Annotated in this window: 14 protein-coding genes, 4 tRNA genes and 1 pseudogene; 5 read left to right on the top strand and 14 right to left on the bottom strand. The window is 68.7% G+C overall.

Annotation, left to right across the window (positions count from 1 at the left end):
• Positions 1–111: 111 nt before the first annotated feature.
• A pseudogene (locus ABD708_RS06585) lies at positions 112–2,193 on the top strand (ExeM/NucH family extracellular endonuclease); the annotation flags it as partial.
• Positions 2,194–2,499, top strand: a complete 306-nt coding sequence (locus tag ABD708_RS19445) for a carbohydrate-binding protein (protein ID WP_425553262.1) — start codon at positions 2,194–2,196, stop codon at positions 2,497–2,499.
• A gap of 144 nt (positions 2,500–2,643) precedes the next feature.
• On the opposite strand, the gene ABD708_RS06580 is transcribed toward ABD708_RS19445, so the two are convergent.
• The 3 genes from ABD708_RS06580 to ABD708_RS06570 all read right to left on the bottom strand — a co-directional run bounded on the left by ABD708_RS06580 (position 2,644) and on the right by ABD708_RS06570 (position 2,947).
• A tRNA-Val gene (locus tag ABD708_RS06580) sits at positions 2,644–2,715 on the bottom strand.
• A gap of 50 nt (positions 2,716–2,765) precedes the next feature.
• A tRNA-Cys gene (locus tag ABD708_RS06575) sits at positions 2,766–2,839 on the bottom strand.
• Between the two features lie 35 nt (positions 2,840–2,874).
• A tRNA-Gly gene (locus tag ABD708_RS06570) sits at positions 2,875–2,947 on the bottom strand.
• A gap of 150 nt (positions 2,948–3,097) precedes the next feature.
• On the opposite strand from ABD708_RS06570, the gene ABD708_RS06565 reads away from it, so the two are divergent.
• Positions 3,098–3,170: transfer RNA gene (locus tag ABD708_RS06565), tRNA-Val, on the top strand.
• Positions 3,171–3,296: 126 nt separating this feature from the next.
• Here the strand turns inward: ABD708_RS06565 and ABD708_RS06560 are convergent.
• On the bottom strand, positions 3,297–4,475 hold the full coding sequence (locus tag ABD708_RS06560) for a tyrosine-type recombinase/integrase (RefSeq protein ID WP_344752518.1): 1,179 nt from the start codon (positions 4,473–4,475) through the stop codon (positions 3,297–3,299).
• Complete coding sequence (locus ABD708_RS06555) at positions 4,453–4,704, bottom strand: helix-turn-helix transcriptional regulator (RefSeq protein WP_344752516.1); 252 nt, start codon at positions 4,702–4,704, stop codon at positions 4,453–4,455. Before ABD708_RS06555 ends, ABD708_RS06560 begins: the two co-directional genes overlap by 23 nt.
• Positions 4,705–4,802: 98 nt before the next feature.
• On the opposite strand from ABD708_RS06555, the gene ABD708_RS06550 reads away from it, so the two are divergent.
• On the top strand, positions 4,803–5,501 hold the full coding sequence (locus ABD708_RS06550; protein WP_344752514.1) for a hypothetical protein: 699 nt from the start codon (positions 4,803–4,805) through the stop codon (positions 5,499–5,501).
• A gap of 387 nt (positions 5,502–5,888) precedes the next feature.
• Here ABD708_RS06550 and ABD708_RS06545 read toward each other — a convergent pair whose 3' ends face one another.
• The 4 genes from ABD708_RS06545 to ABD708_RS06530 all read right to left on the bottom strand — a co-directional run bounded on the left by ABD708_RS06545 (position 5,889) and on the right by ABD708_RS06530 (position 8,752).
• Complete coding sequence (locus ABD708_RS06545; RefSeq protein WP_344752512.1) at positions 5,889–6,449, bottom strand: hypothetical protein; 561 nt, start codon at positions 6,447–6,449, stop codon at positions 5,889–5,891.
• On the bottom strand, positions 6,446–7,027 hold the full coding sequence (locus tag ABD708_RS06540; RefSeq protein ID WP_344752510.1) for a hypothetical protein: 582 nt from the start codon (positions 7,025–7,027) through the stop codon (positions 6,446–6,448). The genes ABD708_RS06545 and ABD708_RS06540 overlap by 4 nt, the downstream gene beginning before the upstream one ends.
• A 101-nt stretch (positions 7,028–7,128) precedes the next feature.
• Positions 7,129–7,650: a hypothetical protein gene (locus ABD708_RS06535; RefSeq protein ID WP_344752508.1), complete on the bottom strand. Its 522-nt coding sequence runs from the start codon at positions 7,648–7,650 to the stop codon at positions 7,129–7,131.
• Between the two features lie 148 nt (positions 7,651–7,798).
• On the bottom strand, positions 7,799–8,752 hold the full coding sequence (locus tag ABD708_RS06530) for a PrsW family intramembrane metalloprotease (protein WP_344752506.1): 954 nt from the start codon (positions 8,750–8,752) through the stop codon (positions 7,799–7,801).
• A 137-nt stretch (positions 8,753–8,889) separates the two neighbouring features.
• Between ABD708_RS06530 and ABD708_RS06525 the strand changes: the two genes are divergently transcribed.
• Positions 8,890–10,617, top strand: coding sequence for an alkaline phosphatase family protein (locus ABD708_RS06525; RefSeq protein WP_344752504.1), 1,728 nt, complete (start codon positions 8,890–8,892; stop codon positions 10,615–10,617).
• Here ABD708_RS06525 and ABD708_RS06520 read toward each other — a convergent pair whose 3' ends face one another.
• From ABD708_RS06520 to ABD708_RS06500, 5 genes are all read right to left on the bottom strand, one after another.
• Positions 10,618–12,033 carry an FAD-binding oxidoreductase gene (locus ABD708_RS06520; RefSeq protein ID WP_344752502.1) on the bottom strand — a complete coding sequence of 472 codons (1,416 nt, stop codon included), beginning with the start codon at positions 12,031–12,033 and terminating at the stop codon, positions 10,618–10,620.
• Positions 12,030–12,617, bottom strand: a complete 588-nt coding sequence (locus tag ABD708_RS06515) for a CcdC protein domain-containing protein (protein ID WP_344752500.1) — start codon at positions 12,615–12,617, stop codon at positions 12,030–12,032. Before ABD708_RS06515 ends, ABD708_RS06520 begins: the two co-directional genes overlap by 4 nt.
• 97 nt (positions 12,618–12,714) lie before the next feature.
• Positions 12,715–13,938 carry an APC family permease gene (locus ABD708_RS06510; protein WP_344753367.1) on the bottom strand — a complete coding sequence of 408 codons (1,224 nt, stop codon included), beginning with the start codon at positions 13,936–13,938 and terminating at the stop codon, positions 12,715–12,717.
• The gene (locus ABD708_RS06505) at positions 13,887–14,192 is read right to left on the bottom strand and encodes a hypothetical protein (protein WP_344753399.1); all 306 of its coding nucleotides are present in this window, start codon (positions 14,190–14,192) and stop codon (positions 13,887–13,889) included. The genes ABD708_RS06510 and ABD708_RS06505 overlap by 52 nt, the downstream gene beginning before the upstream one ends.
• Complete coding sequence (locus ABD708_RS06500; RefSeq protein WP_344752498.1) at positions 14,189–14,356, bottom strand: hypothetical protein; 168 nt, start codon at positions 14,354–14,356, stop codon at positions 14,189–14,191. Before ABD708_RS06500 ends, ABD708_RS06505 begins: the two co-directional genes overlap by 4 nt.
• Positions 14,357–14,436 lie beyond the last annotated feature (80 nt).

Below are 14,436 nucleotides of genomic sequence, written 5' to 3'. Positions count from 1 at the left end.
GCGCTGCCGACGCCTGACCTGTCGACCGGCGGCAGCATCAACCCGGGCGCGGGCGGTGGCACGCTGTTCATCGCCGCGAGCACGGCCGGCGTCCTGCCGACCGATCCGAGCGTGATCGACAAGATCGGCTGGGGCACCAGCAACTCGCCGGAGGGCACCGCGGCGAGCGGCAACTCCATCACACTGAGCTACCAGCGCGACGCGGCCGGCACCGACACCGACGACAACGCGGCCGACTTCAGCGTCGCGGCGCCGACGCCCGAGAACTCAGGTGGCACGGGCGGCAGCACCACTCCCCCCGGCGGCGGAGACGGCGGCACCGACCCCGGCACGGCCCTCACGATCGCCCAGATCCAGGGCACCACGGACACCTCGCCATACGTCGGCCAGAGGGTCACCACGCAGGGCGTCGTCACCGCCGTCTACGCGACCGGAGGATTCAACGGATTCTTCCTCGAGACCGCCGGCACCGGGTCCGGCCCCGATCAGACCCCGGGCGAGTCCGACGCGGTCTTCGTCTTCGGGTCGAACTCCGCCAAGCAGGTGCACGTCGGCGACAGCGTGAGCGTCGCCGGAACGGTGCAGGAGTACCAGGGCGAGACCGAGATCAGCTCGCCGACGGTCACCGAGCTGGCGACGGCGCTCGCGCCGGTCACCCCCGAGGCGCTGCCCTGGTCGGAGCTCACGACCGATGCGCAGAAGGAGGCGCACGAGGGCGAGCTGATCGCCCCGCAGGGCGCCTTCACCGTGACGGACAACTACGACGCCAACTTCTACGGCTCGTTCACGCTGGCCGCGGGCACGACCCCGCTGCGCCAGCCGACGGATGCCGGCCCCGCGGGTTCCGCCGCGGCGCAGGCCGCCGCCGCGGACAACGCCGCGCGCACCATCACGCTGGACGACGGCTCGAGCACGAACTTCTCGGGGGGCGCGGCTGCCGACACGCCGCTGCCCTGGCTCACACCGAGCAACCCGGTGACCGTCGGCTCGGCCGTCACCTTCCACGAGCCGGTCGTTCTCGACTACCGCTTCTCGCTGTGGAACTTCCAGCCCACGGCTCCGGTGACCGACGACGGGGCAGCCGTCGCCACTTTCAGCGACCTGCGCACCGGCAACGCGCAGCCGAGCGCGACCGGTGGCGCGATCCGCCTCGCGACGTTCAACGTCGAGAACTACTTCGCGACGACCGGCGAAGACTTCGTGAACAGCGGGCAGGGCACCTGCTCCTACTACACGGACCGCGACGGCAACCGCATCGCGGTCAACACGTGCACGACCGCCGATGGCGGCGCCGGCCCGCGCGGCGCCGCGAACGACGTGAGCTTCGCGCGTCAGCAGGCGAAGATCGTCACCGGCATCAACCGCCTCGGCGCGAGCGTCGTCTCGCTCGAGGAGATCGAGAACTCCGCCAAGTTCGGCGAGCCGCGCGACACCGCCTTGGCAGGGCTGGTCGACGCGCTGAACGCGGCGGCCGGGTCGGATGTCTGGGCCTACGTGCCCTCGCCCGCAGCCGACAAGCTGCCGCCGCTCGACGAGCAGGACGTCATCCGCACGGCGTTCATCTATAAGCCGGCCGACGTCAGCCCTGTGGGCGCCTCGCAGGTGCTCGCGGACCAGTCGGGCGACGGTCAGCCCTTCTCGATCGCGCGCGAGCCGCTCGCGCAGCAGTTCAAGGCAGCCGGCGCGCTCGACAGCCAGGCGTTCCTGGTCGTGGCGAACCACTGGAAGTCGAAGGGCTCCGACTCGGCGGGCCTCTACCCCGGTGATGCCGAGGACACCTCCTCGCCGGCCGTCGACCAGGGCGCGTTCAACGCGACCCGCGTGCACGAGGCCGAGGCCGTGAACGCCTGGGTGAGCACCATCGCGGCGCCTGCACAGCCGGTGTTCCTCGTCGGCGACTTCAACGCCTACACGCATGAGGACCCGCTCGAGACGCTGTATGCCGATGGCTACACCGACCTGGGCAGCACGCTGGACCCGACCGAGCAGACGTACTCGTACAACGGCCTCGAGGGCTCTCTCGACCACGTGCTGGCGAACGCCGCCGCGGTGAAGCTCGCGACGGGTGCGGATGTCTGGCAGATCAACGCGCAGGAATCCGTCGCTTACGCGTACAGCCGGTACAACTACAACGCGACGCTGCTCTTCAATGGCGCCGACCCGTTCGCGGCATCCGATCACGACCCGGTCGTCGTGGGATTGAACCCGACCGTGTCGCCGACGTGGAACGCGAAGACCGTCTACAACACGGGCGACTACGTGTTCTACAACGGGTCGACCTGGCTCGCCCAGTGGTGGACGCAGAACCAGAAGCCCGGCGACCCGAACGGGCCGTGGGAGCAGATCGTGACCACGCAGGACGGCACCGCCGTCTGGACCGCGAGCCGCGTCTTCACCACCGGCGACGTCGTCGTCTACGACGGCAAGACCTACGTCGCCAAATGGTGGACCCGCAACCAGAAGCCGGGCGACAAGAACGGCCCGTGGCAGCTGAAGTAGCGGGCTGAGCTCGCGCCGCCGAGGGGTGGCGAAACCGGGGAATTCCGCTCCCAGAACCCGGTTTCGCCACCCCTCGGCGCGGGTGAGGGGCTCGTGCCTGATCTGTTAACGCAAGAAACCCCCAGTGACCTGGGGGTTTACTTGTGCGCGATACTGGGATCGAACCAGTGACCTCTTCCGTGTCAGGGAAGCGCGCTACCGCTGCGCCAATCGCGCCCTGTTCCTCACCACTCTAGCGAACCACAGGGAGAAGACGGGAGTGAGTGTGGAGGTGGCGACGGGATTCGAACCCGTGTATACGGCTTTGCAGGCCGCTGCCTCGCCTCTCGGCCACGCCACCAGGCCCGCATGAAGTCGGAGAACACCTCACACTCGAGCGGATGACGAGACTCGAACTCGCGACCCTCACCTTGGCAAGGTGATGCGCTACCAACTGCGCTACATCCGCATTTTGTCTTTCCGGCCCGGTTTCTCTCGGCCCCGTCCCGGCGACTTGTCAACCATAACCCACGTTTTGCACTGAGTTCAAATCGGCGTGGGCCGTGTCCCGATTCGTGAAATGCGCCGCCGGTCGGCTAGCATCGAGGGGCACAACAGCGGGCGATTGGCGCAGTTGGTAGCGCGCTTCCTTCACACGGAAGAGGTCGTCGGTTCGAGTCCGGCATCGCCCACAGTAAGAAAAATCCCTGGTCAGGCCAGGGATTTTTCGTTTCCATGGCCGAGGCGCCTTGGCTGTCGCATGCTTCGGAATCACCCCGGGATCACCCCGAGGTGCAGAACCGGCCTGCTTTGCTGGTCTATCCCAGCCCTCGCCCGCGTCCGCGGTCGGGCGTCCGTCCGAGTGGCGCCGTGGTGTCGATTCGACCCAGCCGTGCGGCGCGCTCGTCGAGTGACTTCTTCGCGGCGGTGTTGAGGACCTCGAGCGCAGCTCGGTCGGCGAAGTCGCCGAGGTGGTGCAGGTAGCGGGCGGTGATCGCGATGGAGCCGTGGCCGAGCCAGTGCTGCACGGTGGTCAGCGGCACGCCCTGGATCAGCCACTCGCACGCGGCGGTGTGTCGCAGGTCGTGCCGGGTGCGTCCGCGTCCGGTGGCCTCCCAGTTCGTCGCCCGGACGAACGAGGTGCGGTGGAGCTGCGCGCCGCGCGGGCTGGTGAACAGCAGATTGGTCGGTGCCTTGCCGGCGGCGAAACGCCGGATGACCGGCACGAGGTAGTCCGGCACCGGCACGTTGCGGCCCTTGCCTGACTTCGGTGCCTTGACCGCTGCGCCCTCGGGTTGGTTGCGGATGACGTGCAGCATCGGCATGGGCACCTCGACGAAGTCGCGGACCTGCATGGCCCGCGCCTCGCCCCAGCGCAGCCCCGTCCGGCCCAGCACCAAGACAAGGTCGCCGAAGACCGGGCTCAGCTCGGTGACATCCTTGACGACCGCGTCGAACTCGGGCGCCGGTAGCGGGCGCATGTCCTCGCGGGCGCGGCGGTCCTTCGGTGGCTTGGTCGCCGTCACTGGGTTGAATGCGATGTAGCCCTCGGAGGCGCACCAGGAGAAAAACGATGAGAGTGAGTCGCGGTAGCGGATCACCGTGCTCGCGACCAGGCCGCGCTTGCCCAGGTCGTCCTGCCACTTCGCGATCGCCGCGCTGGTGACCTTGCCGACCTGGAGCTTGCGGAACCACAGTGGCAGTACCGGCTCGCGCTTGCTCGTGCCGGCGAGCTGGCCTGCGGTTGGCATTAGGTAGCGATCGGTGTCCAGGGTCGTCTTGCTCACCTGACCCTCGCGCTGCGTCAGGTACTCCGGGAGCAGATCCTCCACAGCGACCCTTCCTGTGCTCGGGTCGTAGCCGTGCTCTTCGAAGGTCGCCCGTTGCCGCTGCTCCCAGGCCACCGCGGCGCGCCGCAGATCGAAACGCTTGGTCCGAACGACCTGCCCGCCGACCTTCAACCGGCCCTCCCACTTATCCCCGCGACGTACCGGCATGCGCGATCCCCCTCCTCGGCAGACGTGGCCGCGCGGTCGAGCGTGCGGCCAGCCAGGTCTCGACGTCCGCGGCGCGGTAGCGCGGCACTCCCTCGGCGAGCCAATACACCGTCGGCCCCTCCCCCGACTGCCGCCAACGCACCAGCGTCGACTTCGAGACCGACAGCCACTTCGCCACGTCCTCGGTCCGCAGCAGGCGGTCCTCGGCAGCGGTCGTCACATCGCTCATGGCATCACCTCACGCATTGGCAGATACGCCACTATACGACCGTACTGGCGTAGTGGCTAGTGCGTGAGGAAACTCTCAGGTGTCGATACACTCTGGGCATGGCCACTGACCTGGAGGACGTCGAGCTGCTAGTCCCGGCCGATCTGCCGGCCGGCTGGCAGATGCCCGACCCGTCGCCCATTGACCCTGAGCGCGACAGCGCCGAGATCGATGCCGCGCTGCGTTACACCCTCTGGGTCGACAGCGCGCCGCGCCTGGACCGCAAGCTCACCACGAGCCACAACCGCGTCGACGAAGGCCGCTGGTACCTCATCCAGCACATCGAGACGAGCACCCGCGTCCTGCTGCGCCTACAGCGCCAATATCTCCTCGACCAGCACCCGATGGGTGAAATCCGCATCAGCGGCATCACCTACCTACCCGAATGGGCCGGCGACCCGGTCGCGAGCCCCATCCTGCGCGAACTGCCAACCTCCAAAATCGAAGCCGCGATCAACCGCCGCCAATTCGCCGTCACCGGCACCAGCAACTTCCAGGACGGCCGAATGACGCTCCCGAGCGGCCGCACATTGCGCTCCTCCGAGGTCATGCAGCCGCTCGGCGACCCCAAACGCACTTCCGACTTCTACGAGCTGGTCGCCCTGCAGCACAGTCGCCTCGCCAATGACGGCGATCCGAACCCGACCGCGACGATGGCGCGCCTCAGCAACGTGCCGCTGTCCACCGCACAAGGCTGGGTCGCCCGAGCCCGCCACAAGGGACTGCTACCGCCCGGACGACGCGGACGCGCCGGATAACGTCCGAACCACGTACACCCGAGGGAGTTGAACTGTCCTCGACCGCTTCGCGCTCAACGTCACGAACCGGCGTTTAGGCCCGAGAATGCGGGGCAGAACGGCAGTCCGTTCCTAGAGAATCGCGTCGAGTTACGTCGCTGCAGGGAACAGGAGATGGGCAGCTTCAAGGCGGAGGACCAGTGCTCGCGAGTCGGGGGCCGAGAGAGCCGCCCTACGCGCTGTAGCGATGTTCAGGCTGCAGCTCGCAGTGACGTCTTTGACGTGTGAGTGCGCTGGCGCTGGCGATTGGTTGAAGTCCGAAGGGCTGGTACGCGCGTTCGCGTGTGATCGGGCGCATGGGTTCTTCGCGGGCGAGTCGCTGCCACGGCTCGCGGACGGTGCCTGACGTCAGGAGAGTTGCAGGTCGAAGTGAGTGTGCAGCATGCCCACCTCGGGGGTGGCCTGGCTGATGCTGTAGCGCGTGTCGACGGCTCCGCTCCAGTAGTAACTGTTTTCATGGTATTCCGGCACGTTCTGAAAGACCGCTTCGTTGTAGACCGAGTTGGTGGCGTTCGCGACCCCCTGGAATGGCATGTAGTCGCCCCATGCTGTGGAGTAGACAACATTGAGGTTGAACACGTGGATGTCGGTGGAGGCGTAGGCGTTGACCACCTCACACTGCCCGGGCCCGAGCGTGCTGGCGGGTCGCTCGTGCCAGTGGCCGGTGCTCGGGCCGCTGAGGTCGGGATCGAAGTTCAAGGTGAAATCGGTGGTGTTCGTGATCACCATGTCGACGCTCGTCCAGCCCTGCGTGTAGCTCGATGAGCATCCGCCGTTCTCGACGACGGCGGTGCGCGGCCGTGCTTCGGGGGCGGGCCTGGCGGCGTTCGCCGGAGTGGCCGCGCCGCAAAGCGCCACGGCAGCGGTCGCGGCGATGACGAGGGTGGCGAGCCGGGTTTTCGTGTTCATGAGATTCTCCTTAGTGAGGGAAACGGCCAACCCGGTTCCCGATGCACTCCACCTTCGACCGTGCCCGCGCATCGGCCTGTCATCCGATCGGCCGAGGCACCGATTGAGCCCACCCCCGTCCGATTGGCGGATGATGCGAGCACATGGCCGGCGTTGGCGGAGGGACAATCAATTGAGATCCGCGGAGGGTATAGGACTCCACCGCGGAAGATCGCCTCTCCCCAGATCTGCTCATCGGACAGGCCGGTCTCGATGAGCTCGATCAGTTGGTGATTGACAGCGACGATCGCACAGCGATAGCCGTCGAACGGCTCATACAGCGGCATCAGTATTTCCTCGCCTCGAAGCGCGGTCTCAATGTCCTCGACCTTGAAAGCCACGTGGCTTTCGGTGCGGATGCGTTCGTGCAGTCCGGATTCTTCGCGGAAGGCGTGCAACTGAATATGCAGTGAGAGCTCGTTCGGGAGATCCAACGTGTACATGCGATAGAGCGGGCTATAGCGCGCACGCGGGTCGGATTCCAGTTCTTCCACGGGGACAGGCCTTCCGATGTGATGAAAGACGGGGGTGTTGTTCATATTTGAACGTTCTCCCATTGACTGAGGCTGGCGCAGAACGGCCGGCGTCCGCCCGGCACGCGCACTGCGCAGAGTCGGGCGGACACTCGAAAGGCATTCGGCTACGAGACCGCGCTGACGGCGAACGAGGCGTCGGTGCGGTATCCCGAGCCTGGGTTGTCCGTCACGGTGTACGCCTTGTCCTGCGGGGGGTAGGTGTTGACGGGGTTGGCGGTGAAGACGCCTGTGAAGGTCGGGTCGAACTCGGGCAGTTCGCTCATGCTCGCCTGGTACAGGGACACGACGTAGTCGCCGTTCGGCATCGTGTACGCGACCTGCAGGGATTCGCCGTCCACGCCGTCATCGGTGTAGTCGGACACCACCTCGCTGGTGTGCGCCTTCAGCACCTGCTGGGGACGCTGCTGCCAGTGGTTGTCGAGGCCCTCGCTCGTGTTCTGCGCGTTGAAGGTCCAGTCGACGTTGGTGTTGTTGGTGATCGTCTCCTGGACTGAGAACCAGCCCTTGTCGACGACGGTGGGGTGGATGTCGCCGAGTCCGGTGGCGCCTGCTCCGGTCAGCGAGGTACCTCCGATGGCGGCGGCGACGGCTACGGCAGCGACGTGGGTGGCGATGGTGGCGATCATGGGAATGCTCCTTCTCGATGGGATGTGAGGCTCGGCTGGCCTCTGACATCAAGCGTCGCTGTCGGCCGATGCCGGCGAGGTCGTCCAATCGGTGGATGCAGCGGATGATGCGCGCTCCTCCGATCGGGGCGGCGAGCGCGAGGGTGCCTCAGGTCCGTCCGCGTCGCATTCGGGGGCGATAGTGGCGGATGACCGCCCACAGGGTGACCACCCCGGCGAGCGATACCACGATCAGCCCGCACACGTAGAGCACGCTCGAGAGGGACTGCACCGCATCCGCATCGCGCCGAAGCAGGAATCCGTATTGCAGCAACTGTGCCGTGTTGCCGGTCGCGAGCAGCGCGAGCAGCGAGGCGATGCTGCTCATCGAGTCCCAGAGCGCGTGCAGCACGGCAGCGCCGAGATAGGCGACAGCGACCCAAATCGACCAGGTGTAGCCGGGGTCGTCCGGTCGTGCCCGCCGCCCGGCGATCCCGAACAGCGCGGCGCCGATGATCGCAGTCCAGAGGATGTGTCCGACGGGGGCGAGAAGAGCGCGGATGACCTCGGTCCGCAGCAATGCCGCGAGGTCGATGCCGTGCGTGCCGAGGGCGGCGTTGAAGGCGTAGCCGGCCGACTCGAACGCCGCGAACCCGGCACCGACCGTGGCGCCGAGCAGCGCCCCCTGTGACGCGGACTTCGGCGTGAGCCGCCAGCCGAGCACGACGAGGATGCATCCCTTGACGAACTCCTCGATCAGACCGACGAGGCCGTAGAGCCAGAGGCTCTGCTGCAGATTCGCCTCAAGCAAGGACGCGCCGAGCACGCCGGCGACCCCGCTGACGAAGAACGCCAGGATGAGCTGGAGCGCCGTCACGTTGCCGCGCAGACGCTCGACCGCGAACAGCACGACGCAGAAAGGGACCAGGAAGCTGCCGAGCAGGATCAACGTCGGCACGAGATTGGGATTGCCGGTCAGCACGGTGACGGTGATCGTCGCGAGCCAGAGGACCCAGCCCACCATCAGTGTCTTCCACCACCAGCCGTGTCGCTCCGGGTCGCCGAGCGCGATCCGCCCAGGCGACCGCCACGGGGTTCCTTCCTTGCCATCCATGACACTCATCTGTCTTCTCCTTGTCTCCGTCTCCTGGCTGGGCCTGCTTGGGAATCCGCGCGAAATTGACACCGGGGGTGTCGCGGGGGAGGCTGACGGCGGATGCGTCTTTTCGTGGGCCGTCTCAGGTGTCTGAAGGAGCGCGGGTGGCGGATGATCCTGATGACCGCTCGCCGTCGCGGCGGGAGTTCTTGCAGCGTGCGGGCATCGGGGCTGCGGGGGCGGCCGTCGGCGGCGCCGCCGTGGGAGTGGGCGTCGAGATCGCGGACCGGCGTCGCCGTGGCGAGGAGGGCTACGGCTTCACCCCGCTGCCCGCCAGGCGGGAGCCGGGTTTCGATCACATCGTGGTCCTGATGTTCGAGAACCGCAGCTTCGACCACATCCTCGGCCGGCTGTACGCCGATGGCGGGCTGCGCCCGGGCCAGCGCTTCGAGGGCCTGCAGCACGGGCGGCACGAGAACGTCGCGCCGGACGGCACGGTGGTCGCCGCGCATGTGTACGAGGGCTCGACCGACGATGTCATGTCCGCTCCCGACCCGGACCCCGGCGAGTTCTACCCGCATGTCAACACGCAGTGGTTTGGCGTCGTCGCCCCCGACGGCAACGCCGACTTCGGCCACAACGGATTCCACGCGCCGTGGAACGCCCCGGAGGACACCGACCACCCCTCGATGTCCGGCTTCGTCCACGACTACGTCCTCAACTACCGGGCGGAACGCGGCGAGGAGCCCACCGTCGCGGAGTACTCGCAGGTGATGGGCGGCTTCTCGCCCGAGATGCTGCCGGTGTTCTCCGCCCTCGCCGCGGGCTTCGCCGTGTACGACCACTGGCACTGCGCGGTGCCGTCCCAGACCTTCTGCAACCGCTCCTTCTTCCACGCCAGCACCTCGCACGGCTTCGTGACGAACGGGTACGGCACGGGTCCGAAGAAGTGGCTGGACGCACCGGGGGTGCCGACGATCTTCAACCGGCTCGAGGACGCGGGCAAGAGCTGGCGGGTGTACTACGACGCCCGGCAGGTGGTGTCCCTGACCGGGTTCCTGCACGCGCCGTCCATCGAGCGGTACTGGAAGACGAACTTCCGCAGCATGGAGCAGTTCGCGGAGGACGCCCGGACGGGGAACCTGCCGGACTACGCCTTCATCGAGCCGCGCATGGTGTTCGACCACAACGACATGCACCCTCCCGAGAACCGGCCGCGCGTCGTCGACGTGGCGGGCCAGCCCGCCTATGACAGTGCGCTGTCCGATGTGCGGGCCGCCGAGGCGCTGCTGGCCGAGGTGTACGACGCGGTCCGCTCGGGCGCCTCGCCTCAAGGGTCGAACGCGATCAACACCGTGCTGCTGGTGACCTTCGACGAGCACGGCGGCCTGTACGACCATGTCCCGCCGCCAAAGGCGACCCCGCCTTCCGGGAGACCGGAGGCCGGCGAGATGGGCTTCGCCTTCGACCGGCTCGGCGGCCGGGTGCCCACCGTCGTGGTCTCCGCCTACACGCAGCAGGGCACGGTGGTCAACGAGCCCATGGACCACGCCTCGCTCGTGCACACCGTCACCCAGCAGCACGGCCTCGCACCCCTCACGCATCGCGACGCGCACGCCCGCGGCATCCAGAACGCCATCAACCTGAAGAACCCCCGGCAGCCCCAGCTCTGGCCGGACGTGCCGCGGCCCTACGTGCCGAAGAACCCGGAGGCCTCGACGCAGCCGCCCTCCGACACGGAACGGCGCCGGCCGCTCACCGCGCCCGCCAAGGGGCTGCTCGGCCTGCTCCTGGCACGATACGAGCCGGGCGCGCCCGAGCCCGAGACCTTCGGAGACGCCTACGACGTGCTCAGCAGGCACGGCTACGGCCTCTTCGGAGTCCGGGACTGATCATCGGTCGGCGAGCGCGCTAGCCGGGTCGGCGTGCGGACGGTCTCGGGGCGCGGACGCGCTTAGGGGCGCCGTCACCGCCGGTGCGTGGGCGAAGACTCCGCTCGGATCCCAAAGGGACATGAGCCGGGCGAGCGCGACAGCGAGACCCGGCTCATAGCACGACGAGGCGTCCGCGTGACTGCTCGGCAGGAAGTTGCGGAGTGGTCCGCCGACGCTGAAGGCCGTCAGCCCGGCGATGAGCCGCCGCTGCGCCTCCGCGGCCGCAACCGGGTCGGCGCCCGGGTAGGCCGAGGTGAAGAGGTTCAACTCTGCCGAACGGTGGCCGACAGCGTTCGGACTCTCGGCCTGGTCCACAAGCGCTCCGCCCAGGTGGCGCACCTCAAGCACGAAGTGCGCCTCCGGGTCGAGCAGCGCAGGTAGCCGATCGAGAGGCTGCAGGCCATGCAGCGCGACACTCTCGGTGTTGACGGGCATCGGATTCCTGGGGTCGGCGTGGATGCTCGCGAGCTCGGCCACCGGCATCATCCGGACCGTGTCGAGGAAAGGGGCCAGAGCGCGCAACGGGGCGACGAGCCGCTCGCAGTGCTCGGCGCCGCCGAGGTAGGCGACCCGCACATGGCCGCAGCGCCGACCGCGCAGCGGCTCGGGCACTGCGGGCACGGCGGGGAAGCGGAGGAACGCGATCGACAGGCTCAGCTCGCGCGGCGCCACGGCGATGCAGGAGCGGAAGGCCTCGACGAGCTCGACGGAGTGCTCGCCGTCGAAGAAAAGGCCGCCTCCGTAGAGCCCGCGCAGCGGGACCAGCTCGACGTCGATCGCAGTGACCGCCGCCAGATTGCCACCGCCTCCGCGCAGCCCCCAGAACAGCTGGGGGTGTTGCTGTGCGGTGACGGTGAGCTCGCGCCCGTCCGCGGTCACCACGTGGAGCGCGCGGATGTGGTCGGCGGCGTAGCCATGGGCGCGCCCGAGCATTCCCACACCCCCGCCGAGGCTGTATGAGACGTAGCCGACGGTCGCGGCGGAGCCCACCGGAGCAGTCAGCCCGTACGGTGTGGTCGCGGCGAGGACGTCGGCCGAGGTGGCGCCGGCTGAGATCCGCGCCATGCGATGCTCCGGGTCGACCGACACGCCGGTGAGCGCCCGTGTCGTGATCAGCAGCCCGCCGTCCAGGGCGCGGTGGGCGCCGTGCCCGGTCGCCTGAAGCTCGACCGTCAGGCCCTGTTCAGCGGCGAAACGGATGCCCGCGGCGAGGTCGCCGGGTGCCTCGGCGGCGAGGACGAGCTCGGGGCGGTGGTCCAGCGCAAGGTTGAACCCGCTCCGCCCGGCGTCGTAGCCGACCCGGTCGGCGTCCGAGCGGTCCCAGACGGGCCCGGCGGTGCGGGCGGCGAGCAGGGAGGCCGCGGCCCCGCTCACTTGACGGTCTCCGCGTTCGTCGCGCGACCGGCGGAGGCGGCCGTGGCACTGCCGACGAAGGTGGGGGCCGCCTGGGCGGCGACGGGCGCGTCCTGGCCGCCGTGCGCCCGCGGGGCGGGAGCCCAGCCGAGGCGCTCGATCCGGCGCCAGACGATCGTGGCCTGCACCGCGAGCATGAGCGCGAGCATCACCATCACCTCTCCGACATTGGCGTCGTAGGGCACGTGGACGAAGTAGGCGAAGGTCCCGAGGGCGACCTTGAATGCGATGAGCGCCAGGAACAGGCCGGCCGTGGTGCGGGTGCCGCGCGTGAACACGCGGCCCTCGTCGTCACGCCACAGGCGCGTCCGCTGGGCACGAAGCACGCCCACGCCGGCGCTGGCCGCCAGGCTGATCGCGGTGAGGCCGAGCGCGGCGGGGTTGTGGCTGATGTTGACGCCCAGGCAGACGCCGATGATGCCGTAGATGATGGCCATCTTGTAGCGGCCGCCGCGGGTGACCTGGCTGGTGCGGGTCTGGCGGTAGAGGGCGTATCCGATCAGTGCGGCGATGGCGATGATCGAGATGACGGTGGTGGCGCTCATGTGACTCATTCCTCCTGAGAAGTGTCGTTCTGGTGAATCAGCTTGGTACCGGTCGGCGGCTGCGCCCGTCGGCCGTTCGGGTGGTGGATCGGACGAATCAGCCGTCCACCGATCGGAGGACGGCGGCGTCGGCCGCGACCGTCCAGGATTTCCTCCGCAGGGCCCGGAGTGCGAGCGGCAGCGCCGTGAAGACCACGGTCCCGCCGACGAGTGCGACCTCGTACGCCCACAGCGGTATGCCCGAGGCGTTCGAGGTGGGGAAGAGGGAGAGCAGCAGCCCGAACAGGCAGACCGCTCCGCCCGCCGCGCAGACGGCGGCCAACCCGATGCGGCCACCGGGGATCAGGTACGGGCGCTTCGCGTTGGGCTGGGTGTGTCGGAGCCGGATGAGCGCGCCGAACATCAGCGCATACAGCAGCAGCGACATGTTGGTCTGGATGAGGACGAACATGAACCAGGCGTTCTGTACCGAGCCGAGAAGGTGATACCCGAGCGCGAGCACCGAGCTGAGGGCCGCCTGCAGCAGGATCAGCGAGACCGGCATCCCGGCGCGGTTCTGTCGCTGAAGGAGCGGCGGCAGCAGGCCGGTGTCGCGTGCGGCGACCATCAGCCCCCGTGAGGGACCGCCCAGGATCTGCACCATGGCCGCGGCGAGCCCGAGCACCAGCATCGCTGCGAGCACGGGCACGAGCCAGCCGGCATGAAGGGCGTCCATCGCGGTGCGGGAGGCCTGGAGCACGCCGGTGACGATGTCGATCTTCGTACCGGGCAGGACGACCGCGAGGGCGAGGGTGAGCGGGATCGTCAGCAGCAGGCACAGCCCGACCGCGATCGCGTTGGCGCGCGGGACGGTGCGGCCGGGATGGCGGATGTCCGGCGCGTGGACCGCAGAGATCTCGATGCCCATGAACATCAGCAGCGCCCCCGAGAGGAACGCGGCGTCGCCGCCGTGCAGCCGCGGCAGCAGGGAGCCCGGCGCGGTGGACATGGCGATCGGATGCCCGCTCACGAGCCATCCGATCGCCGCCGCGCACACGAGAAGGGTCGGGACGACCACTCCGCAGCCGACGGCGAACCAGGTCAGCGCGTTCGCCAGCCGCATTCCCCGCAGGGCGAGGAACGCGGCGAGCCAGGTCACGACGACGACGGTCAGGATGAGGAAGGCGATGTCGTGGCGGAGCGACGGGTCGATGGCGAACGCGGCCTCAAGCGTGATCGTGCCCATGATGCCGGGCCACGCGACCACGAAGCTCGCCCACTCGATCCAGATCACGATGAAGCCCCAGGTCTCGCCGAAGGCGAGGCGGACCCATTCGTAGATGCCGCCCGCACGGGGGAACGCCGCGCTCCCAGCTCGGCCGAGGCCATCGCCGTGGGGACCAGGAACAGCACGATCGCCCCGAGGATCAGCAGGATCGAGCCCAGGCCGAAGGTCGCGAGCTGGGGCGCCGTGTTGACGTTGGCGAGGAAGCTGAAGGTGAAGATCCCGAGGGACCACACGCCGAAGACCTTCTTGGCACCGGGGTGCGCCCGCCCGCCCGCGCGGTCCCTCGTGCCGGACTCGTCGGCGGTCATGCGCCTGCCCCCGCCGGGTCGGCGGCGACGCACAGCCGCTCGAGGGTGGCCAGGAGCTCGAGGTTCCCGGAGAAGGCGAGGGGCGCGGTCGGCGCGTCGGCGCGCGCGGCGGTCCCGGTGAGCCGTCCGTCGGCGGAGACCGTCACGGTCAGCACGATGTCCATGGCAGAAGCGTGCGCCCGGCGGCGATCCGACGCCCTAGGGGTGGCCCCTAAGCTTCCCGGCCGACGCCGACAGGGAGAGC

This window comes from Gryllotalpicola koreensis (genome assembly GCF_039538185.1).
Taxonomy (GTDB): domain Bacteria; phylum Actinomycetota; class Actinomycetes; order Actinomycetales; family Microbacteriaceae; genus Gryllotalpicola; species Gryllotalpicola koreensis.
The sequence above is the reverse complement of the archived record's forward strand: the minus strand, read 5'-3'. Positions and strand labels throughout refer to the sequence as shown.